19 protein-coding genes and 1 tRNA gene are annotated in these 23948 nt (G+C 28.4%); 19 read left to right on the top strand and 1 reads right to left on the bottom strand.

Annotated features, from left to right (window positions below):
- The first annotated feature begins 12 nt into the window (after positions 1–12).
- The 3 genes from L8U37_RS05980 to L8U37_RS05970 all read left to right on the top strand — a co-directional run bounded on the left by L8U37_RS05980 (position 13) and on the right by L8U37_RS05970 (position 2308).
- Positions 13–1227: a beta-ketoacyl-ACP synthase II gene (locus tag L8U37_RS05980; protein ID WP_263659415.1), complete on the top strand. Its 1215-nt coding sequence runs from the start codon at positions 13–15 to the stop codon at positions 1225–1227.
- Position 1228: 1 nt separating this feature from the next.
- Entirely contained in the window at positions 1229–2164 is a 936-nt protein-coding gene (locus L8U37_RS05975) for an acetyl-CoA carboxylase carboxyltransferase subunit alpha (RefSeq protein ID WP_263728812.1), read from the top strand.
- Between the two features lie 68 nt (positions 2165–2232).
- Positions 2233–2308, top strand: a tRNA-Phe gene (locus L8U37_RS05970).
- A 3-nt stretch (positions 2309–2311) separates the two neighbouring features.
- Here the strand turns inward: L8U37_RS05970 and L8U37_RS05965 are convergent.
- Positions 2312–3109: a ferritin-like domain-containing protein gene (locus L8U37_RS05965; protein ID WP_263728811.1), complete on the bottom strand. Its 798-nt coding sequence runs from the start codon at positions 3107–3109 to the stop codon at positions 2312–2314.
- 81 nt (positions 3110–3190) lie between these two features.
- On the opposite strand from L8U37_RS05965, the gene L8U37_RS05960 reads away from it, so the two are divergent.
- The 16 genes from L8U37_RS05960 to L8U37_RS05885 form a co-directional block, all read left to right on the top strand.
- Complete coding sequence (locus L8U37_RS05960) at positions 3191–3967, top strand: ABC transporter permease (RefSeq protein WP_263671618.1); 777 nt, start codon at positions 3191–3193, stop codon at positions 3965–3967.
- Entirely contained in the window at positions 3964–4635 is a 672-nt protein-coding gene (locus L8U37_RS05955) for a capsular polysaccharide export system, ATP-binding protein (RefSeq protein ID WP_039617525.1), read from the top strand. Before L8U37_RS05960 ends, L8U37_RS05955 begins: the two co-directional genes overlap by 4 nt.
- Entirely contained in the window at positions 4625–5740 is a 1116-nt protein-coding gene (locus tag L8U37_RS05950; RefSeq protein WP_070256126.1) for a capsule biosynthesis protein, read from the top strand. The genes L8U37_RS05955 and L8U37_RS05950 overlap by 11 nt, the downstream gene beginning before the upstream one ends.
- Complete coding sequence (locus L8U37_RS05945; RefSeq protein WP_263728810.1) at positions 5740–7383, top strand: polysaccharide biosynthesis/export family protein; 1644 nt, start codon at positions 5740–5742, stop codon at positions 7381–7383. The genes L8U37_RS05950 and L8U37_RS05945 overlap by 1 nt, the downstream gene beginning before the upstream one ends.
- An 8-nt stretch (positions 7384–7391) precedes the next feature.
- Positions 7392–8348 carry a KpsF/GutQ family sugar-phosphate isomerase gene (locus L8U37_RS05940; protein WP_412174903.1) on the top strand — a complete coding sequence of 319 codons (957 nt, stop codon included), beginning with the start codon at positions 7392–7394 and terminating at the stop codon, positions 8346–8348.
- On the top strand, positions 8345–10000 hold the full coding sequence (locus L8U37_RS05935; RefSeq protein WP_263683428.1) for a galactosyltransferase-related protein: 1656 nt from the start codon (positions 8345–8347) through the stop codon (positions 9998–10000). Before L8U37_RS05940 ends, L8U37_RS05935 begins: the two co-directional genes overlap by 4 nt.
- Entirely contained in the window at positions 9990–11396 is a 1407-nt protein-coding gene (locus tag L8U37_RS05930) for a glycosyltransferase family 2 protein (RefSeq protein ID WP_263728809.1), read from the top strand. The genes L8U37_RS05935 and L8U37_RS05930 overlap by 11 nt, the downstream gene beginning before the upstream one ends.
- Positions 11397–11399: 3 nt before the next feature.
- Positions 11400–13961 (top strand): bifunctional glycosyltransferase family 2 protein/CDP-glycerol:glycerophosphate glycerophosphotransferase, encoded by a 2562-nt coding sequence (locus tag L8U37_RS05925; protein ID WP_263728807.1) that lies wholly within the window; start codon positions 11400–11402, stop codon positions 13959–13961.
- Positions 13954–15627, top strand: coding sequence for a glycosyltransferase (locus L8U37_RS05920; protein ID WP_263728805.1), 1674 nt, complete (start codon positions 13954–13956; stop codon positions 15625–15627). Before L8U37_RS05925 ends, L8U37_RS05920 begins: the two co-directional genes overlap by 8 nt.
- Complete coding sequence (cysD, locus tag L8U37_RS05915) at positions 15617–16519, top strand: sulfate adenylyltransferase subunit CysD (protein WP_263728803.1); 903 nt, start codon at positions 15617–15619, stop codon at positions 16517–16519. Before L8U37_RS05920 ends, cysD begins: the two co-directional genes overlap by 11 nt.
- A complete protein-coding gene (cysN, locus tag L8U37_RS05910; protein WP_220566332.1) occupies positions 16519–17943 on the top strand; it encodes a sulfate adenylyltransferase subunit CysN in 1425 nt (474 codons plus the stop codon). The genes cysD and cysN overlap by 1 nt, the downstream gene beginning before the upstream one ends.
- Complete coding sequence (locus L8U37_RS05905) at positions 17940–19655, top strand: SLC13 family permease (RefSeq protein ID WP_257929088.1); 1716 nt, start codon at positions 17940–17942, stop codon at positions 19653–19655. Before cysN ends, L8U37_RS05905 begins: the two co-directional genes overlap by 4 nt.
- Before the next feature lie 8 nt (positions 19656–19663).
- Entirely contained in the window at positions 19664–20254 is a 591-nt protein-coding gene (cysC, locus tag L8U37_RS05900) for an adenylyl-sulfate kinase (protein ID WP_263728802.1), read from the top strand.
- Positions 20247–21545, top strand: coding sequence for a sulfotransferase family 2 domain-containing protein (locus L8U37_RS05895; protein ID WP_263728801.1), 1299 nt, complete (start codon positions 20247–20249; stop codon positions 21543–21545). The genes cysC and L8U37_RS05895 overlap by 8 nt, the downstream gene beginning before the upstream one ends.
- Before the next feature lie 47 nt (positions 21546–21592).
- On the top strand, positions 21593–22795 hold the full coding sequence (locus tag L8U37_RS08235; protein WP_393921472.1) for a glycosyltransferase family 2 protein: 1203 nt from the start codon (positions 21593–21595) through the stop codon (positions 22793–22795).
- A 435-nt stretch (positions 22796–23230) separates the two neighbouring features.
- Positions 23231–23948 (top strand): hypothetical protein (locus L8U37_RS05885; protein ID WP_263728800.1); only part of this gene is annotated, 718 nt, incomplete at its 3' end.

Here is a 23948-nt window from a genome sequence, read left to right as displayed (position 1 = left end):
AAGGAGTGCGGTTTGAAACGCGTTGTAGTAACAGGTATAGGAATGATCAATGCCCTTGGTTTAGACAAAGATAGCTCATTTAAAGCAATTTGTGATGGTAAAAGTGGCGTTGATAAAATCACTCTTTTTGATACCACTGATTTTCCAGTGCAAATTGCTGCTGAAGTAAAAAATTTTGATCCTTTAAGTGTCTGTGATGCTAAAGAGGTTAAAAAAATAGATCGTTTTATACAACTTGGTATTAAAGCAGCAAGAGAAGCTATGGAAGATGCTAAATTTGATGAAACTTTAAACAAAGAAGAATTTGGTGTAGTTTCAGCAGCTGGTATAGGTGGTTTACCAAATATAGAAAAAAATTCCGTTACTTGCGCACAGCGTGGACCACGCAAAATAACTCCTTTTTTCATACCATCAGCTTTGGTTAATATGCTTGGTGGGATTGTATCAATCGAGCATGGATTACAAGGACCAAATATCTCATGCGTGACTGCTTGTGCAGCAGGAACTCATGCTATAGGCGAAGCATATAAAAGCATAGCTTTAGGCAATGCAGATAAAATGCTTGTAGTAGGTGCTGAAGCAGCTATTTGTGCTGTAGGTATAGGTGGCTTTGCTGCTATGAAAGCTCTTTCTACTAGAAATGATGATCCAGCTAAGGCTTCAAGACCATTTGATAAAGAAAGAGATGGTTTTGTAATGGGTGAGGGTGCTGGTGCTTTAGTGTTTGAAGAGTATGAGGCTGCTAAAAAGCGTGGAGCTAAAATTTATGCTGAGTTGGTAGGTTTTGGCGAAAGTGCAGATGCACATCATATCACTTCACCTACTTTAGAAGGGCCATTGCGTGCTATGAAAAAAGCCTTAAAAATGGCAGGAAATCCAAAAGTAGATTATATTAATGCACACGGAACTTCTACTCCAGTAAATGATAAAAATGAAACAGCAGCTATCAAAGAACTTTTCAAAGATCAAATTCCTTTAGTTAGTTCTACAAAAGGTCAAACAGGACATTGTTTAGGTGCTGCTGGTGCTATTGAAGCTGTTATTTCTTTAATGGCACTTGATCAAGGTGTATTACCGCCAACTATCAATCAAATCGTAGCAGATGAAAATTGCGATCTTGACTATATACCAAATACTGCAAGAAAAAACGAAGTTAATGTTGTAATGAGCAATTCTTTTGGTTTTGGTGGAACAAATGGCTGTGTGATTTTCAAAAAAGTAGATTAACATGGCTTCTTATTTAGATTTTGAAAAAAATATTCAGCAAATTGATGAAGATTTAGCAAATGCTAAAATCAAAGGCGATGATGAAGCAGTAAAAATTTTAGAAAAAAACCTTGAAAAAGAAACTCAAAAAGTTTATAAAAATTTAAGTGATTACCAACGCTTACAGCTTGCAAGACATCCTGATCGTCCTTATGCACTTGATTATATTCAAGCTATATTAAGTGATGCTTATGAAATCCATGGTGATCGTGCTTTTAGAGATGATCCTGCTATTGTGTGTTATGTAGGTTATATAGGTGGGAAAAAAATTATTGTTATAGGTGAGCAAAAAGGTAGAGGTACTAAAGATAAACTTCATAGAAATTTTGGTATGCCTCATCCTGAAGGTTATAGAAAAGCTCTAAGAGTAGCAAAAATGGCTGAAAAATTTGACATACCGGTGTTATTTTTAGTGGATACTCCGGGTGCTTACCCAGGAGTGGGTGCTGAAGAGCGTGGTCAAAGTGAGGCTATAGCTAGAAATTTATATGAGTTAAGCGCCCTTAAAACAATCACTATAGCAGTAGTTATAGGCGAAGGTGGAAGTGGTGGTGCTTTGGCTATAGGAGTAGCTGATAAACTTGCTATGATGAAAAATTCAGTTTTTTCTGTGATTTCACCTGAGGGTTGTGCTGCTATTTTATGGAATGATCCATCAAAAAGTGAAGCTGCTACTAAGGCGATGAAAGTAACTGCTGATGATTTAAAAACTCAAGGTTTAATAGATGATGTTATCGAAGAGCCAATGAGTGGAGCTCATAGAGATAAAGAAAACGCGATTAAAAATTTAAGTGATTATGTCTTAAAAGCTATAGAAGAGTTAGAACAATACGATAAACGCGAATTAGCTGCATTAAGAATGCAAAAAATCTTTAAATTTGGAGCTTTTGCTGAATGATTTGCATTTTTATGCAAATTTCAACTTTTTTTAAAAAAACTATTGTATAATTACAACTTCAATTCAGTGGTTGGATAGCTCAGTCGGTAGAGCAGCAGACTGAAAATCTGCGTGTCGGCAGTTCGATTCTGCCTCTAACCACCATCTTTATTTTCTATTATAAAAATCATCTAATTTTTGAAGTTCATTTTCGTTAAACCCTGCTTGTATTCTAGCTGTTTTGTTATATACTTTTCCTAAAAGATTAAATTCTTTATATTTGGCACAAAGATCAAGGTAATCGTCATTTTCATTTTTTGCATAATTCCACCAAAAATCTCCTTTATTTACATGTTTAATCTCATCATTTAATATAATGGTGAAAATTTCACTAAATAAACTTTTTATAGGATGATTAGTTGTGTTTAATTTTTCTAAGACAAAAGGATTGGCATCAAGTCCTTTTGCTTCAAGTCCTCTATGCACTATGCCCATTCTATGAGCAAGATTATCTTTGGTTAAAAATAAGGCTTTTTCAAGATTATCATGAGCATGAAAATCTCCATATTTAAAACCAAGTTCATTTAAAGTTTTTTCTAAAAGTAAAAAATGCTTAATTTCCTCATCAGCTACCTCAAGCCAATCTTGATAAAATTTCAATGGCAAATTTTTAAATCTATAACTAGCATCTAAGGCCAAATTTATAGCACTATATTCTATATGTGCAACTGAATGTAATATTTTAGCTAAAGATAAAGTACTATTTGCTTCTTTTGGACGCCTTATTTTCATAGGATGAAGGATTTTAACTTGTGAGTTTTCATAAATGATCGCTTCATGTGAATGATTAAAATCATACAAATTAGATTTAAAATTTTCATAAAATTCATTAAATAATTCAATCTTTTTAAAAATATCTTTGTGATATAAAATTTTTTCTAATTCTTTAAAGAAATTTCTTTTCATTTTTAAACCTTGTTAAATATTATATAAGATAAAAAAGTATAATATAAAAATTTTGAAAATTTAAAAAGGTTTGCTAAAAATATGTTTAATGTCATACATGCTCTTTTTTTTAGAGAGTTAAAGACAAGATTTGGTATTAATAAATATTTGGGCTATTTTTGGGTAATCGGAGAGCCTATGATGGTAATCTTAGTGATTACTTCTATAATCACACTTATTAGAGAGTTTCGCCATCAAATCATGCCCGAGGGTGTTTCTATCTTTTTATTTTTAGCAGTAGGGATTATACCTTTTTTTATGTTTAGAAGTATTATTAATCAGCTTTTAAATGGCATTAGTTCTAATCTAACTTTATTTGCTTATAAGCCAGTAAAACCTATACATGTCTTTATTGCTAGGACTATGCTTGAGTTTTGCATTTATTTTACTATTTTTATTTGTGTGATGTTTTTAGCTGGATGGTTTTTGCATATGCAAGTTATACCTAAACACTTTTTAGAAGTGATGTTTTCACTTTTTTTACTTATAGTGTTTGGTTTTGCTATGGGAATGTGTTTTGCTATAGCAGGACATTTTGCAGAACCTTTAAAAATGGCATTGGGTTATTTAAATGCTATTTTATATTGGACTTCTTTGGTGGTATTTCCTGTTTGGATAGTACCCAAACCTATTTTAGATATTTTATATTACAATCCACTTTTGCATATTATGGAGCTTTTAAAATATAATTTTTTTCAAAATTATCCATTACTTGATGATTATAATTATTATTACCCTATTGCATGTTTAAGTGTGATTTTGTTTTTAGGATTGTTTTTTTATTATTTTACTAGAGAAAAGTTGATAGCGGTACGATGATAAAATTAGTTAATTTAACCAAATCTTTTCCTTTACGCAATGGTGGAAGGCATTATGTTTTTAAAAACTTAAGTTTTGAATTCCCTGAAAATTGTAGTATAGGTTTAATGGGACGCAATGGTGCTGGAAAATCAACCTTAATGAAACTTTTAAGTGGTTCCTTGCTTCCTGATAGAGGTAAGATTATAACTAATAAAAAACTATCTTGGCCTCTAGGCTTAGCAGGTGCGTTTCAACACAGACTCTCAGCAAGGGACAATGCACGCTTTGTGGCTAGAGTATATGGTTACAAAGGAAAGGCTTTAGAAGAAAAGATTAAATTTGTTGAAGATTTTGCTGAGCTTGGTAAATTTTTTGATGAGCCTATGAATACTTACTCAGCAGGTATGAGTGCTAGAATATCTTTTGGTTTAAGCATGGCATTTGATTTTGATTATTATTTAATCGATGAAGCAGGTGCTGTGGGAGATCCTAAATTTAGAGAAAAAAGTTCTAAAATTTATAAAGAAAAATTAAGTCAGTCAAAAGTTATCATGGTTTCACACAATGTAGCTGAAATTAAACAATGGTGTGATAAAATTATATTTATGCAAGATGGACAAGCTACTATATATGATGATGTAGATGAGGGTATAGCGGTATATCAAGGAAAAATAAATGCAAAATGAATTATTAAAAAAGTTTAAAAATTTAGAAATATTTAATTCTTTTAAAATAGTATTGATTTTGACAGCATTTGTTGTATTTTATTATATTTTTATAGCAGCAAATCGCTATGTGAGTGAAAGTGTTTTAAGTGTGAAATCAACCACAGGAGATAGCGGAGCTATTACTGGAATTGCCGCATTTTTGACTAATAATTCTTTTTCAAGCGAGGATATTAATTATTTAAAATCTTATATTCATTCTTTAGATATGTTAAATATCTTAGAAGAAAAAGTTCAAATTCGTGAGTTATATCAAAAACAAAAACTTGATTTTTTTTATAGTATTTCCTCATCAGCCAATCAGGAAGAGTTTTTAAAGTATTATCAAAACCGTGTTAAAATTACTCAAGAAAACTCAGCTAATGGGCTTTTGCGTGTAGAAGTTGAAGGTTTTGATCCACAAAGTGCACATTTGATAGCTTCAACTATAGTTAAAGAAAGTGAAAAATTTATCAATGAAATTTCACACAAAGCCGCAAGAGATCAAATGCAATTTGCCGAAGAAGAACTTTTGCAGTTTAAAAAAAGATATCAAAAGGCTAAAGATGAGCTTTTAGCTTTTCAAAACAAATATGGAGTATTTGATCCACTCAAACAAGCAGAAGGGACCCTAAAACTCATAGCTGAACTTGAATCAAAAATAGCAGCCAAAGAAGCTGAGCTTTTAATGATGCAAAGTTATATAAACGATAATGCACCACAAATTGTTACTATAAAAAGTGAAATCACAGCCTTAAAAAAACAACTTCAAAAAGAAAAATCCAAAGTTTCATCGCCAAAATCCTCTCAAAAACTCAACGATCTTGCAGCTAAATTTCAAGATCTAACCATAGAAGCAGGTTTTGCAGAAAGTGCTTACACAGCTGCATTAAAAGCTTATGAGAGTGCTAGGATAGAAGCTTTAAGAAAGATAAAGCAGGTGGTTATAGTTCAAAGTCCAAGTTTACCTCAAAGTGCTAAATACCCGGAAGCTTTGTATAATATACTCACAGCTTTTATGATTTTATCTTTGATTTATGGAATTGTTAAATTTATTAAAATGATTATAGAGGAGCATAGATACTAATGAAAAAGATATTTTTATTTTTACTTTTACCTTTGTTTTTATTTTCAGCGGTAGATGTTTCTCAAATCGCAAAAACACAAGCAGATAGTATAAAGCAAATTCAAGATAAAGAATTTTTACAAAGTGATTTAAATAAAACAGCAATTACAAATGCTAAAGTATTTGGTGCACATTTGTTTAATGGAAACTTTACTAAATTTACCCAACATGTTTATAATCCTGACTATAAACTAGCAGTAGGCGATAGGATTAATGTAAAAATTTGGGGTGCGGTAGAGTTTATACAAACCTTAACAGTAGATTCTCAAGGAAATATTTTCATACCAAAAGTAGGAGCTATTAATCTTTTGGGTGTGAAAAATAGTGCTTTAGTACAAGTTATTACAAAAGCTATTAATAAAATTTATAAAAGCAATGTCTATGTATATGCAGATATGGATATTTATCAAAATGTATCAGTTTTTGTTACAGGAAATGTAAATCAACCAGGTCTTTATCAAGGATTAAGTTCAGATTCTATTATACAGTATTTAGATAAAGCAAGTGGAATTAATCTAGAATATGGTAGCTTTAGAGATATTCAAATTTTAAGAGATAATAAAGTCATTAAAAAGGTAGATTTATATGACTTTTTACTTAAGGGTCAGCTTGATCTTTTTCCTTTTAGAATGGGTGATGTGATTTTGGTGGGTAGTGTGCAAAAGTATGTTTTTGTTGAAGGAGATGTGCAAAAGCCCTTTAGATTTGAGTTAAGTAATGATATTTTAAATTTAGAAGATATAGCCAAAGTTGCAGGAGCTAAACCTATAGTAACTAATGCTGTGGTAAAAAGCTATAGGGATGATCATAAATTACATGTGGATGCTTACAGCAAAAAGCAGTTTTTAGGTGTGAAATTATACAATGGTGATGAGATAGAGTTTAGACCTGATTATACTGCGCAAAATATTAGTATTAGCATAGAAGGTGAGCATAGCGGTTTGCATTCAGTAGTGATAAAAAAAGGCACAACTTTAGCTGAACTTGCTAAAATGATTATAGTTAATGATCAATCAAACATTAACGCTTTACAGGTTTTTAGAAAAAGTGTAGCAGCTACCCAAAAACAACTTATTGAAGCCCAACTTAAAGAGCTTGAAACACTAGCTCTAACAAGCTCTTCGGTTAATGCTGAGCAAGCTAGTATTAGAGCTACTCAAGCTAAGACGATTTTAGAATTTATTGCGCGTGCAAAACAAGCTCAACCAAAAGGACAAATCGTTATAGACAATGTCAAAGCGTATAATTCTATAGTATTAGAAGAAGGTGATGTGGTAAATGTACCTAGTAAAAATAATCTTGTTTTAGTTCAAGGTGAAGTTTCTATACCGGGTGCGTTTGTGTATATGGATAAAGAAAAATTAAGATATTATATCAACCTAGCAGGTGGTTTTAGTGATAGAGCAGATGTATCAAGAGTTTTGGTAATCAATGCTAATGGTAAAGCAACTAAATACAGTGGTAGAAGTTCAGCAGATATCAAAGCGGGAGATTCTATTTTAGTTTTACCAAAAGTAGATAGTCAAAATCTCCAAATTTTTAGCATGCTAACACAAATTTTATATCAAATAGCTATTGCGACTAATGTAGTATTGAAAATGTAGGAATTTAGATGAGCCAAATAGATGCGATTAAAATAGCCAAAGAAGTTTTTGAGATAGAATCAAAAACGATTTTAGATTTATGCGATAATTTAGATGAAGATTTTAATAAAGCGGTTGAGTTGATTTTATCTAGTAAAAGTAGATGTGTAATAAGTGGTATGGGTAAATCAGGCCATATAGGGGCTAAGATAGCTGCGACCTTGGCTAGCACAGGTACTCCAAGTTTTTTTATGCATCCGGGTGAAGCATTACATGGAGATCTTGGTATGCTTACAAGTGAGGATGTGCTTTTGGCTATTTCAAATTCAGGAGAAACTGAAGAGGTCTTAAAACTCATACCTGTGATTAAAAAAAGAAAAATTCCTTTAATTGTCATGGTGGGAAATCAAAATTCTACTTTAGCTAAACAAGCAGATATTTTTATAAACATAGCAGTAAAAAAAGAAGCTTGCCCGCTTCAGCTTGCTCCAACTTCTTCTACTACGGCCACTTTAGCTATGGGTGATGCTATAGCAGTAGCTTTGATGAGAGCAAGGAATTTTAGACCTGATGATTTTGCTTTATTTCACCCAGGAGGAAGTTTAGGTAGAAAGCTTTTAACTAGGGTGGGTGATTTGATGGTGACAAGTAATCTACCTATAGTAAGCCCTGAGAGTGAATTTAATGAGTTAGTTGATGTGATGACTAGTGGCAAATTAGGACTTTGTGTAGTGCTTGAAAATGAGAAGCTAGTAGGAATCATCACAGATGGGGACTTAAGAAGAGCTTTAAGGGCAAACGGTAAGCCAAGATTTGATTTTAAAGCTAAAGAAATCATGAGTGAAAAACCTAAAACCATAGAAGCAAGTGCTATGGCAAGTGAAGCAGAAGAGCTTATGCTAAAACATAAAATCAAAGAAATAGTTGTCACTCAAGATGAAAAAATAGTAGGCGTTATACAACTTTATGCGATAGGTAATGTGTGAAGCTTTCCATTGTTATACCTTTTGGTTTAAGTAAGGAAAGAATTTATATCAAAGATCGTGTTATTCAAAAAGCATGTGAGTTTAAAAGTGATGATAGGGTTGAATATATATTTGTTGAAGGATATTCTTCTTTAGAAAATGATTTAAAGCGTGTTATCGAAGAAAATGGGCATATTTATCTTAAAGATGAAAGTCAAAAAGATTTTTTCTCGCAAGGCAAATGTCGCAACTTGGGTGCATCTTTTGCAAATTCAGATGTAGTGATGTTTTTAGATGTGGATTATTATTTATCACAGCAATCTTTAGAGTATATTTTAGATCTTATTAATGTTAAAGAAATAGCTTTAAAACCAAATCATATTTTGTCCTTACCAGTTGTATTTTTAAATCAAAAAGGTAGTGAATTTATTGAAAATCAAGATAAAAAAATATGGGATGGTTTGATAAAAAATGATTTAATTAGTGGGAAAAAAGAGTGGATCAAATTTTTTGCCCCAAGTTCTACCTCTAGTATAGTGATTAATAAGCATAAATTTTTAACGCTTGGTGGAAATGATGAGCAATTTATAGGCCACGGATATGAGGATTTTGATCTTTTGGCAAGAATTTTATACTCTTGTATTGATTTAGAACAAATACCAGTTAATTTAAACTATGATGCAAGAAATTGGAATTTTAAAAGTTTTGAAGGCTTTAGAGCTTGGTTTGCTTTACTTGGATATGAAGCAAGTTTTCATGGGATATATTTATATCATTTTCATCATGATGAACCAAATCAAAATGGTTACATGGATAATAAACATAAAAATCATCAAAGATTTTATAATCATATATCAAATATTAAATCACATTCTATAAAGCATTTATGCGATAAAAGTGTTTACCGAGATAATGTTTTATTTATTCATTCCAAGGAAATATTATATTCCATAAAAGAAATACTACCTTATATAGGCAATATTATATATATAAATGAAGATAATTTAATTTACAAAAGCCAAAAAGAACTCGAAAGTATAATCACGGAAAAACAAATTCATAAAGTTTTACTTTTAAATGAGTGCATTAAAAATAAAAATCTATTGGATTTTTTTCAAAAGCTAGATTTGGATATTGTTTATTTTGAAAAAGGAATTTTACCTGAGTCATATTTGATAACTAGTAACAAAAATAAAATGTTAGAATTTGATAAAACTTTATATCAAGATGAAATAACACAAGCAAGATTGTATTTAAAAAGTTTATCAAAAGAAGACAATGATAAAATTTTAAATTTTATGGTAAAAAAAAATATAGATAAAAATGATTTAGATTTTTTTGTAAATTTTTTAATTAATGATTTATACTGTTTTGGTAAAAAAGAACAAGAAATTATAAAATTTTATAAGATAAATCTAGAAAATAAAAAAATATTTTTTAAAGATATTCAAAAAAGCAAATATAGTTTAAATTCTTTGATTTATAAGCCTTTTATATATGAGATTTCATCATTTTCATTTATAAAAATATTTAATAAATATATAGGCTTAAAGCTTGTGCAAACTAAAATTTCTCATACGAAATTTTATCGTTTATTTCAAAAATTTTTTTATAACCCAAAAGCGTTTTTTGATGATTCTAAATTTTTAAAAAAGTTTAAAAATGCAAACTAAAACCATCGGCGTAGTAATCCCCATATACAATGTAGAAAAATATCTAAAAGAATGTTTAGATAGTGTAATCAATCAAACTTATACTAACTTAGAAATCATACTAGTAAATGATGGTAGTACAGATGAAAACTCACTCAATATTGCAAAAGAATACACTCTAAAAGATAAAAGAATCACTCTTTTTGATAAAAAAAATGGTGGACAAAGTACAGCTAGAAATGTAGGTATAGAATATTTTAGTGGAGAATATAAACTCAAAAACAAAACTCAAATTATAAAAGAAAATTCTTTAATAGAATTTAATATAGATGGTAATAATCCTTATGAAATATACACTGTATATAAAAGTTATAAAGCTTTTAAGAATGAACAAGATTTAACTAACTTTACTTATCCTATTATAGATTATATTATCTTTTTAGATTCTGATGATTATTGGGAATTAAACTGCATAGAAGAATGTGTACCTAGAATGGATGGGGTAGAAGTGGTGTGGTTTGATTATAGGCCTTTATACGATAAAGTCAAAAGAAAACACATCAGTCAAATGTCTTATTTTGATTATAAAAATGAGATTATCATCACACCTGAAGAATGGCTAGAGAAAGCTAGAGAAAGAAAACTTTTTTATTTTTGGTTTGCTTGGCAAGGTATGATAAATTTTAATTTTTTAAAAAAAATAAAATTAAAATTTATTAATGGAATTTTTGCAGAAGATTGTCATTTTGGAGTGTTATTATTTACATTAAGTAAAAATATTTATATATTTCCAAAGCAAATATATGTTTATCGTTTAAGAGAGTCAAGCTCTATGAATTTTACTAATAAAAAATGGGTAATACATCCTAATTCACATCTTAAAAAAATAGATGTTTTTGAGAATTCAAATATGACTAGGCTATATTATGAAAGTACAAGCTGGATGCAAATTGCATTAGATTTTATCAAATTTATTGATTCTAATCACTATTTAAGTGAAGATATAAAAACACATTTTTTACCAGTGGTTTGTAATAAGGCTTTGACTTTAAAAAAGCTTGATAAAGATCCATTATGTTTAAAAAAATGCACTAAAAATTTAAAAATATATATACAAAATCAACCCTTAGGGGCAGTTGATAGAGTGAAAGAATATCTTTCATATAAACTTACAAAAGAACTCTCTAGAAAAAAAGGTATGTTAAAATTGATACTACCTTTTAGCATTATTAGGGTATCTTTTCAACATCAAAAAGACGCCATAGAATACAAAAAAAGTATTAAAAGAGATGTTTTAAATAAAAGATTGCCATTAGAATTTTACAGAGATTATCAGCAGGCTTTGAGCTTAAAAAATCAAAAATTAATTCAATTGTTGCACGGTATTGGACTAAAGATTATGTCTTTTAAGGGTTAAATTATGATTTTAAATTCTAAAAAATTAAGAAAGCTTAGAACTAATCCAAAACTATTCTTCAAAGATGCTATAGAAAAAAAAGTTTTCTGGTTGAGTGGTGTATACAACAAATATCTTCCTAAAAAACACAAAGGCTTTACTCAATATACAATAATCTCAGCTGTATATAATGTAGAAAAATATCTAGATGATTATTTTAATTCTATTATTAATCAAAGACTTGATTTAAAAAAAAATATTTTTATGATATTAGTAGATGATGGTTCTACTGATAATTCTGCAAATATTATTAAAAAATACCAAAAAAAATATCCAAAAAACATTGTTTATCTTTATAAAGAAAATGGCGGACAAGCTAGTGCTAGAAATTTAGGCTTAAAATATATGCAAGAAAATAATTATAAAACCCCTTGGGTTGCTTTTACTGATCCAGATGATTTTTTAGATAGGAACTATTTTTATGAAGTAGATAAGTTTTTATCAACTCATCAAGATGATGATATTTGTATGATAGGGTGTAATATAATTTTTTATCATGAAAAACAAAGAATATATAAAGATAATCATCCGCTGAATTTTAAATTTAAAAATGGTATACAAATTAAAGAAAATTATAATCTTGATAATTTCATACAACTGTCTGCTGCAAGTTGCTTTATGAATATCACATTTTTAGATAATTTAATATTTGATGAGAAATTAAAGCCAAATTTTGAAGATGCTAAATTTATAAACGAGTATTTGCTAGAAAATATTAATTTAAAAAGTGTTTTTTTACCAAAAGCAAAATATTTTTATAGAAAAAGAGAAGATGGTAGTTCAACTTTGGATTTAAAATTAAAATCAAAAGATTATTATTTAAATGTGACTAGAAATGGATACTTAAAGATTTTAAGCGATTGCATAAAAAATAAGAGGAGTATTCCTTTATTTATACAAAATTTGGTTTTATATGATTTATGTTGGCAAATCAAACCTCTTATTAATTCTCCTGAAAAATTATCTTTTATGGGCAAAGACGAAAAACAAGAATACTTAAATTTACTAGATAAAATTTTCTCTTTTATTGAAATGGAAGTAGTGGCTAATTTCTCTTTAGCTGGTTGTTGGTTTTTTTATAAAGTAGGAATTCTAAATTGTTTCAAAAGTGAAAAACCACCATTTCAGATAGCTTATATAGAAGATTATGATCCTTACAAAGAGCAAATTTTAATTACTTATTATACTGGAGATGATGAAGACATAGAAAGCATTCTTGTAGAAGAAGAAGTGCATGTAGAATATAAAAAGATAGTTAAATATGATTTTTTAGATAGGGTCTTTTGTTATCAAAAAAGATTATGGGCTCATATACCAAAAAATGCCAAAGATAAATTAGAGATATGGATTAATGACAAGCAAAGCATGATTGGTAAGTATGGTGAATATTCTTTAGATATTAAAAGTATCAGAAAAGAATTTCAAAAAAGACTACCAAAGAGTAATATTTGGCTTTTAATGGATAGAGACTATGAGGCAGATGATAATGCAGAGCATTTATATAGATATATTATGCAAAATCATCCTAAGCAAGAAATAGTTTTTGCGTTAAGAAAAGAGAGTTCAGATTGGAAAAGATTAGAAAAAGAAGGATTTAATTTAATAGAATTTGGAAGTTTTGAATTTGAAAGGATTATCAAAAAAGCTTCCAAAGTTATTAGTTCTCATGCAGATGAGTACTTAATGAGATATATTACATCTAGACAGCAGTTTATTTTCTTACAACATGGTGTCACACAAAATGATGTTTCAAAATGGTTAAATAATAGAAAAATAAATTTATTTTTTGTTTCAACACAAATGGAATTTAATTCGATTATAAAGAATTATACTCATTACAAGTTTGGACAAAAAGAGGTTGTTTTGGCTGGATTTGCAAGACATGATGAATTGCTTAAAAATAAAAATACCAATATTAAACAAATTCTTATTATGCCAACCTGGAGACAGTATTTAAGTGGCTTGATGATAGGGAATTCAGGGGTAAGAGAATTAAAAGAAAATTTTAAACAAAGTGAATATTTTCAAAAATGGAATTCTTTATTGAATAGTGATAATTTAAAAAAACTACGTGAACTATATTCTTACACCATAGTTTTTAATCCACATTCTAACATTATGCCATACTTAAAAGAATTTAATCTTCCGTCTTATATAAAAATAGCTAATCAAGATGAAAGCTTACAAATGTTATTTTGTAATTCTTCTTTAATGATTACAGATTATTCTAGCGTGGCTTTTGAGATGGCGTATCTAGAAAAACCAGTAATTTATTATCAATTTGATAAAGAGGACTTTTTTACTTCTCACACATTGCAAAAAGGGTATTTTGATTATAAAAAAGATGGTTTTGGGCCAGTTGTTGAGAATCAAGAAAAATTATTAAAAGAACTAGAAAACTTATTGCGAAACGATTGTAAACCTTTTGGTGTGTATAAAGATAATATAGATTCAACTTTTACTTTTAGAGATGGTAGATGTTGCGAGAGAATATATGAAAAAATAGTTAAGGATTTTTATGAATAAAGTTGCGGTTTTAATGGCTTGTGATAATAACTTATTATTTGCTCTTGCAAATATGATAATTGGAATAAAAAGGTATTGTTATAATAATATCGCAGAAATTATTATTATGTATGATAATATTGATAAAGAAAATATTGATAAAATTAGTTCTATTTGGCCTAAAAAAATCATATTTAAAAAATACTCTAAAGATGACTTTCTAGATGATGTTGGCTGTATTGGAAAAATTAAGTTATCTAATAGATTTGGTTTTCATCTTGTTTATGCTAAATTTTATATTTTTGATTTCTTGCAAAAATACCAATCCGTTGTATGGTTAGATATTGATATGTTATTACTTGGTAATATATGTAATATTTTATCATTTAATTTAGATGGAACGATCACAAAAGGAGGATCTGCTATATTAATCAAATATCTACAATGCGAGTATCAAAATGTTAAAGATATCAATGCAATCAAACCAAATGGAGGGTTTATACATTTTAATGATAGTATACTTAAATTAAATGTTAAAAATTTAAAACAGGAATGTTTTTCGATTCTTAAAGATTTGTATGATAAAGATTTTTTAAATGGAAATGCATGGGGTGATGAAATACCATTTGGGGTATTGATTTATAAATATAAATTGAGTGTTTATGTTGCAGACAAAGTGAATACATTACCAAATAACTCTAAGCATAGCATTTTAATTCATGCTGGAACTGATATGAAATTTTGGTCAAGTTTTATCAGTTATATATCTTTTCAAGAGTGGCATGTAAATAATAAAGTTTGGAATAATAATTATAATGAAATAACGAACATCGATTTCAGGCAATATAATTTGCCAATAAAAGATCAAAGCGATCTCTATCAATTTTTATTTTCTTATAATTTATTTTATGGCATATATCCTATATTGAATGTTTTAATTAATTATAAATTAAAAGAATATGGACTTTATATTAATTTTTTAATTTCATATTCGAGAAGGTCTTTTGATATTTTTTCTTCTTTTTTAGAGCCTAAAAAATTTTACTATAAAATAGTATTTCAATACGGTTACGGCGAGTGGGGTACGAAATTTTTTTTTGATTTGGTCTTGAGTGATTTTTATATTAAACAATTCGATTTGTTAGTTTCTAATTTATCAACGTTTAACTTTAGCATAATCAAAAAACCAGATCAAAATATCATTAGAATTCCGATAGATACAAGTAAAGATTTTATTCATATTTTAGAAAAATTTATAGTGATAACTTCTAAGCATTTTTTATCGTTTGCAAATCAAGAAATAAAAATAATTACTGTTAACTCTTCAGCCAAGTCTCGTATTCAAAACCAACTCTCCTATAAACTAGGTCAAGCTATGATAGCAAATTCTAAATCTATACTAGGTTATATAAGAATGCCTTTTGTATTATCTTATATAAAAGATAAACACAAACAAGAACAAAAAATCTACCAAGAAAAAATAAAAAAAGATCCTTCTTTAAAACTACCTCCATTAGAAGATTATCCTGATTATAAAGAAGCTTTAAAAGAAAAAGAATGTTTAACTTATAAACTAGGAGAGGCTCTTATAAAAGCTAATAAAACTTGGTATAAGGGTGGGTATGTTAAGATGTGGTTTGAGATTGGGAAGTTGAAGCAGAAAATAAAAAAGGAAAATGATGCTTAATTCTCATCTAGAATATTTAGAATCACAATCCATTCATATCATTCGTGAGGTGATAGCTGAGTTTGAAAAACCAGCTATGCTTTATAGTATAGGTAAAGATAGCTCGGTTATGCTTCATCTTTTACAAAAAGCATTTTATCCAAGTTTACCACCACTTCCTTTGGTGCATGTAGATACCACATGGAAATTTAAAGAGATGATAGAATTTAGAGACAAACGCGCTAAAGAGCTTGGTATGGAGCTTATAGTCTATCAAAATCCTAAAATCAAAGAATTAAATCTTTCTCCATTTACACATGGTTCATCCATGCATACAGATATTGCTAAAACACAAGGTTTAAAACAAATGCTTGATTTATATCAGTTTGATGCGGTATTTGGTGGTGCAAGAAGAGATGAAGAAAAATCGCGCGCAAAGGAAAGAATTTATTCTTTTCGTGATGAAAATCACTCATGGGATCCAAAAAATCAACGCCCGGAATTATGGGATATTTACAACGGTCGTCATAAAAAAGGTGAATCCATAAGAGTTTTTCCACTGAGTAATTGGACTGAGCTTGATATATGGCAGTATATTTACAAAGAAAATATTCCTTCGCCAAGTCTTTATTTTGCTAAAAAGCGACCGGTAGTAGAGTACATGGGGGCTAAAATTTTGGTTGATGATGAGCGCATGCCAAAAGAACTTGCTAAAAATGCCAAAGAAGAATTGGTTCGTTTTAGAACCCTAGGTTGCTATCCGCTAACAGGAGCTATAAATTCAAGCGCTAGCAATGTTTTAGAAATCATCGAAGAGCTTTTGCTTTCTAAAACAAGTGAAAGACAAGGTAGGCTTATAGACACTGATGAAGAAGCAAGTATGGAAAAAAAGAAAAAAGAGGGGTATTTTTAATGAAAACAAATGTAGAAAAATACCTAAAAGAACATGAAAATAAAGAGCTTTGTAGATTTATCACTTGTGGTAGTGTAGATGATGGTAAATCAACCCTTATAGGTAGAATGCTTTATGATGCAAAAATGCTTTTTGAAGATCAAATTTTATCTTTAGAAAAAGATAGTAAAAAGCTTGGTAATGCAGGGGAAAAGCTTGATTTTGCGCTTTTGGTAGATGGTCTTGCAAGCGAGAGAGAGCAAGGTATAACTATAGATGTAGCATATAGATTTTTCACAAGTGAAAAAAGAAAATTCATCATAGCAGATACCCCAGGCCATGAGCAATACACTAGAAATATGGCAACAGGTGCTAGTACGGCTGATATTGCTATCATACTTATAGATGCTAGAAAAGGGGTTTTAACTCAAACTAAAAGACATTCTTACATAGCGAGTTTGCTTGGTATAAGACAATTTATTATTGCTGTGAATAAAATGGATTTGATTGATTATAATCAAGAAATTTTTAATATAATCTGTAAAAATTATCAAGAAATTCTACCATACTTAAAAAATCATGAACATATTAAAACCCACTTTGTTCCTATATGTGCATTAGATGGAGACAACATAGCTTCTAAAAGTATTAATATGCCTTGGTATAATGGAAAAACCTTATCTGAGCTTTTAGATACTTTGCCTATTGCTACTAGTTTAAGTGATGAGTTTATCATGAGTGTGCAATATGTCAATCGCCCTCATTTAAATTTTAGAGGTTTTTGTGGAAATATTGCTAGTGGTAGTATAAATATCAAAGATGAAGTTGTGATTTTACCTTCTTTAAAAACAAGTAAAATAAAACAAATCATCACACCTAGTATTAAAAGCCTAAATATACCTGATAAAAATGAAAAGGTTCAAAGTGCTAAAAATGTTAGCTTTCCAAGTGCTATAACTTTAACTTTAGAAGATGAGATAGACATTTCAAGAGGCGATGTAATAGCTTCTAAAAATCATAGTATAGAAATTTCAAATTCTTTTAAAGCTATGGTAATATGGATGAGTGAGGTTAAATTTAATTTAAATGAAAACTATCTTATCAAAATAGCAAATTTAACTACTAATGTAGTATTTGAAAAAATTGATTTTAAAAAAGACATTAATACTTTCAAAGAATTTCAAAGCGATGAATTAAAACTCAATGATATTGCTAAATGCACCTTAAAGCTTAATAAAAAAACAGCCCTTAAAGCTTATAAGGACAATAAGACTTTAGGAAGCTTTATCATTATAAATAAATACTCTAATGAAACCTTAGCAGCGGGTATGGTAGAAGAAATTTTAGCAAGCGAAGAAAAGAGTAGAATTTACACTCAAGCGGAAATAGAACTTAATGCTTACATTAGAAAAAACTATCCTGAATGGGAATGTAAAAAAATATGAAAATTATTGTTGCATTAAGTATTTTAATTTTGCTTATTTTGTTAATTAGCAATAAAATTAAACCTTTTATTTTATTTGGTAGTGTAGCTGTGCTTTATTATCTTTTGGGGTATTTAAATTTAAATACTTGGCTTAGCTCTTATACGAGCGAATCTTTGATAGTGCTTGTTTTGCTTTTGTTAGTTTCACTAGCTATAGAAAAAAGCGTTGTGATAAGTTGGTGTTCTAAATTTATCATAGGTAAAAATTATCATCTATCACTTTTAAGGCTTGGAGTTGTTACAGCTAGTATTTCAGCTTTTTTAAATAATACTGCAGTAGTGGCAAGTTTTATGAGTATTATAAAAAATAACAAATTTCAAGCTCCTTCTAAACTACTCATCCCTCTTTCATATTTTTCCATAGTTGGTGGAACTATGACTTTGATAGGCACTTCAACCAATTTGATAGTCAATTCTTTTGTAGTGCAAAATGGTTTGGAAAGTTTAAAGATTTTTGATTTTTTTGCAGTGGGTTTTTGTATAAGTATTGGTGTGCTTATAGTGCTTTTGATTTTTAGCTTTTTATTGCCTGAGTATAAAGAAAGAGAAAATGTCATTAATGAGTATTTAATCAATGCTAAGGTTTTAAAAAATAGCTCATTAGTGGGAAAAACTATACAAGAAAATGGCTTAAGAAATTTAGAGTTTTTGTTTTTACTTGAAATTCAAAGAAAAGATGAGCTTATCGCCCCTGTTAGTCATAGCGAGCTTATTAAAGAAGGAGATGAGTTAATTTTTAGTGGAGATATTACACATTTAGAGGCTTTGAAAAAATTTGATGGCTTGCAAATTGGCTCACAAGATTTAAAACTAGAAACATTAAATTTAATAGATGTTGTTATAAATTCTGAGTCAAATTTGATAGGAAAAAGCGTTAAAGAAGCAAATTTTAGAGCTAAATTTGATGCAGGGATTGTAGCCTTAAAAAGAGGCTCAAAAAATATTTCAAAAATTGGCCAAAGTTTATTACAAGCTGGAGATAGGCTTATTTTAAGTGTAGGCAAGGACTTTCACTCAAGAGATAATATCAATAAAAACTTTTACATTATCTCAAATATTATGCAAAATCAAAAGTTAAGTAATATCCAAAGTTTTATAGTGATTTTTGCGTTTTTAGCCATCATTGCTTTATCTGCTTTGGAGTTAGTGTCTTTGCTTAAAGCGTTGCTAGTGTTTCTAGCTTGCTTATTTATATTTAAAATCATAAGTTTTGATGAAGTAAAAAGACGCTTTCCTTTGGAAATTTTTATCATAGTAGGATCTTCTTTAGCCATTACTAAAGTTTTAGTTGATAGTGGTTTAGCTAAAGATTTGGCTGAGTTTATTATAGGAACTTTTGGGGTATATGGATTATATGGTAGTTTTGTGGGAATTTATCTTCTAACTTTGCTTTTAACTGAAATCATTACCAATAACGCTGCTGCAGCTTTGGCTTTTCCTATTGCTTATAGCACTGCTTTAGCGCTTGAAGTTAATCCAACTCCGTTTATATTAGCGGTTGCTTATGGGGCAAGTTGTGCTTTTTTAATGCCACATGGTTATCAAACTCACTTGATGGTAGGTTCAATTTGTGGATATAAAACTACTGATTTTATAAAAATAGGATGGATAGTTTCTTTGACTTATTCAGCTATTGTTTTAACTATAACTCCGGTATTTTTTAGTTTTTAAGGAAAAAAATGAGTAAAAATTTAACTTGGCATACAAGTAGCATTACAAAAACTCAAAGAGCTAAACTTAAAAATCAAAAACCATGTGTTTTATGGTTTAGTGGGCTTAGTGGTAGTGGTAAATCTACTTTGGCTAATGCAGTTGAAAAAAAACTTTTTGAACAAGGTTTTCATACTTATCTTTTAGATGGGGATAATGTACGTCATGGACTTAATAAAGATTTAGGTTTTGATGAGGTTTCAAGAGTAGAAAACATAAGACGCATAGGAGAAGTATGTAAGCTTTTTGTAGATGCTGGTATGATAGTACTTTGTGCTTTTATATCGCCTTTTGAAAAAGATAGAAAACTTATAAAAGATCTTTTAGATGATGATGAATATATAGAAATATTTGTTGATACACCTTTGGAAATTTGTGAAAAAAGAGATCCAAAAGGACTTTATAAAAAAGCAAGAAACGGAGAGATTAAAAATTTCACAGGTATAGACAGTCCTTATGAAAAACCTAAAAACCCACATATACACATAATAAAAGAAGATCTTAATGAGAATGTGGATATGATTTTGAGATTTTTAAATGGAAGAAAGTGTGATGTTTAAAGATTTTCATGATAAGTATAAATGTATTTTTATTCATGTTCCAAAGGTTGCTGGTAGTAGTATAGAAAGAGTGATATATCAAACAGATAGATGGCTTGTTGGGCATGTAAAAGCGAGTGATTATGTAAAATTTGATAAAAATAAATTTGAGAGTTATTTTTCTTTTGGTTTTGTTAGAAATCCTTATGATAGAATGGTTTCAGCGTATCATTATTTAAGAAGTGGAGGGGGTAATAAAAAGGATGAAAAATGGGCGCAAGATTATCTCTATAAATATAAATCTTTTGAAGATTTTATTATAGATTTGAAAAATGATAGTATATGCAATCAGATTCTATCTCAAATGCATTTTATACCCCAATATAAGTTTTTGTGTGATATAAATAAAAATATTTTGGTAACTTATATTGGTAAATTTGAAAATTTAGATATTGATTTTCAAGAGGTTTTAAGACTCCTTAAAAGAAGTTGTACATTGCAGCATGTTAACAAAAGCAATAGGGTGGATTATAAAATGTATTATAATAGAATAACTTATGATATTGTTAGAAATATTTTTAAAGATGATTTTCAAATTTTTGATTATGACTTGGAAGATAGAAAAATATTTACAATTAAAAAAAATACAATTGAACAAATAGAAAATAAAATTCTGCTGAAGAACTTACAAATAAAAGATTTAAGATTGGAACAAACTTTTCTAAAACAAACTATTTTAACCCAAACCTTTCAAATTAACTCTTTAAATTCAACTCTAAAAGACAATGAAGCTAAGTTAATACAAATACAAAATTCAAACAATGTTCTTAATAAAACCATAAAAGAAAAAGACAATATTATAAATTCTAAAACAAATCATATTAATCAATTACAAAGCAACATACAAGAAAATTTAACTCAACTCAATCAAGCCCAATCTAAACTATCCTTCCAAACTAAATACGGTACAGCCAAAACAAGAATTCAAAATCAACTCTCTTATAAACTAGGTCAAGCTATGATATTAAATTCTAAATCTATATTAGGTTACTTAATAATGCCTATGGCATTATTAAGTATAATAATTTCACACAAACAAGAACAAAAAATCTATCAAGAAAAAATAAAAAAAGATCCTTCTTTAAAACTACCTCCATTAGAAAGCTACCCTGATTATAAAGAAGCATTAAAACTTAAAAATCATCTTTCTTATAAACTAGGAGAAGCTCTTATACAAGCTAATAAAACTTGGTATAAGGGTGGGTATGTTAAGATATTGTTTGAAATTAGGAAGTTGAAGAGAGAATGTTAGACTTCTATATTTTTAGTTTATTGAAAATGATTTTTGAAAGATAAAGCATGAAAAAAGTAGGCGTAGTAATCCCCATATATAATGTAGAAAAATATCTAAAAGAATGTTTAGATAGTGTAATCAATCAAACTTATACTAACTTAGAAATCATACTAGTAAATGATGGTAGTACAGATGAAAACTCACTCAATATTGCAAAAGAATACACTCTAAAAGATAAAAGAATCACTCTTTTTGATAAAAAAAATGGTGGTTTAAGTAGTGCTAGAAATGTAGGTATAGAATATTTTAGTGGAGAATATAAACTCAAAAACAAAACTCAAACTATAAAAGAAAATTCTTTAATAGAATTTAATATAGATGGTAATAATCCTTATGAAATATACACTGTATATAAAAGTTATAAAGCTTTTAAGAATGAACAAGATTTAACTAACTTTACTTATCCTATTATAGATTATATTATCTTTTTAGATTCTGATGATTATTGGGAATTAAACTGCATAGAAGAATGTGTACCTAGAATGGATGGGGTAGAAGTGGTGTGGATGAATTATCATTTTTACTATTATGATATTAATTTAGATGATGATAGAAAAACTCTTTTAGAAAGATGTGGTTTTCAAAAAGGTATGAAAATTACATCTCAAGATTTGTTATTAAGAATGTATAATATATCTAGAGATTCTTTTTGGTTTGCTTGGCAAGGTATGATAAATTTTAATTTTCTTAAAAGCATAAAATTAAAGTTCTTAAATGAAATTTTGCACGAAGATCATTATTTTGGAAAGCTTTTATTTTTTCAAGCTAGTAATATCTGTGTTTTAACTAATAAATTACTATATCATCGTATTAGAAAAGGTAGTATAATGAATTATACAAATGATATTATAAATATTCCAGAATACATGTTGCATGAATTTATGGAATTATATGAAGATTCGTCTTTGTTTAATTTTTATTATAGGGAGTCTAGTTTATTTTTAACATCTATAATGGTTTTTGTTTTTATAAAAGAAAGTAATTTTGAAAATAAAAAATATTTTTTAAAGGTTTTTCACAAAAAACTATTAAAATGGAGAAAAAGAATTTTTACAATAGACAATCGATATTTAAATAAAATTATTTTTTTTATTTTTAGGAGATTTATGAAGCTCTATAAAGAAAATTCTTTTCGGAAAAATGAAAATGAAGCTTATTTTATTTTTTTTAACTTTATAGACGATTTTTTAGAAATAAAATTAAAATAGTTATCAAAAATTTATAAAGGATTATCTATGGAGTGTTATCTTCATATCGGTGTAGAGAAAACCGGAAGCACTAGTATACAACAATTTCTATATATAAATAGAGAAGCAATTAAAGAACAAGGTTACTATTTTGCTCAATCTGTTGGTTTAAAAAATCATTGGGATTTAGCTTTTTTGGGATATTCTCTTTTTAAAAAAGATAGCTATGTTTTAAATAATTTTTTAAGCAATACTAAAGAAATTTTACTACATAAACAAAAGATTATAAGGAGATTGCAAATTGAATTAAAGGGAAAAACAAAAGTTATATTTTCTTCCGAATTGCTACAATCTAGATTAACTTCGAAAAATGAATTAAAAAAATTAAAGAAAATTTTATATTTTTTAGGTTTTAAAAAAATTTATATTATATGTTATATAAGGAATCATTTTGATATGTTAATATCTTTATATTCGGAAGCAATCAAGTGGGGGGAAATTGATACATTAGCGTTGTATAAAAAAAATATAGAATATGAATTTGGATATAAAAAAAACCTGTCGCATTTTTATCATATTTGTGATTATAAAAATATATTGCAATTATGGGGTTCTGTGTTTGGTAAAAAACAGTTAATTGTGAGGATATTTGATAAAAAAGAATTATATAAAGGCAATTTAATAAAAGATTTTGCAAATAGTATTAGCTTGAAATGGTGTGATAAATTCGAAATTCCTTCAGTGCAAAATAAAAGTTTGGATTTGTTAGGAATTCAGTTGTTTATGAAAATTAATCCACTTCTTCCGCTTTTCATAGCCAATAAAAGCAATAATTTAAGAGGTGATATTCATCTTTTTGCTCAAAAAAAATTTTCTTCAGATGATCAAATGCTTAAGTTTCGACCACCTAAGAAAAATGTATATTCATATTTAAAACATTTTGAAGAATCTAATGAATGGGTAAGAAAAGAATTTTTTTCTCATAAAGAAAGATTATTTCCTAAAAAAGATTTAAGTAATTATAAAGAAAATTATGAGCTCAAAGAAATGAAGCCTGAGTATTGGGATAAAATAGCTGAATTTGTAGCTGATTTAGTTTCAAGTAAAAATCAAACCATTCAAGACAACTTAACTCAAATTCAAAGTTTAAATCAAAATATAAAACTTAAAGAAC

It is taken from the genome of Campylobacter sp. RKI_CA19_01122, assembly GCF_025771325.1.
Classification (GTDB): Bacteria; Campylobacterota; Campylobacteria; order Campylobacterales; family Campylobacteraceae; genus Campylobacter_D; species Campylobacter_D lari_D.
Note: the sequence above shows the minus strand (reverse complement) of the source record. Positions and strands in the feature narration are given on the sequence as shown.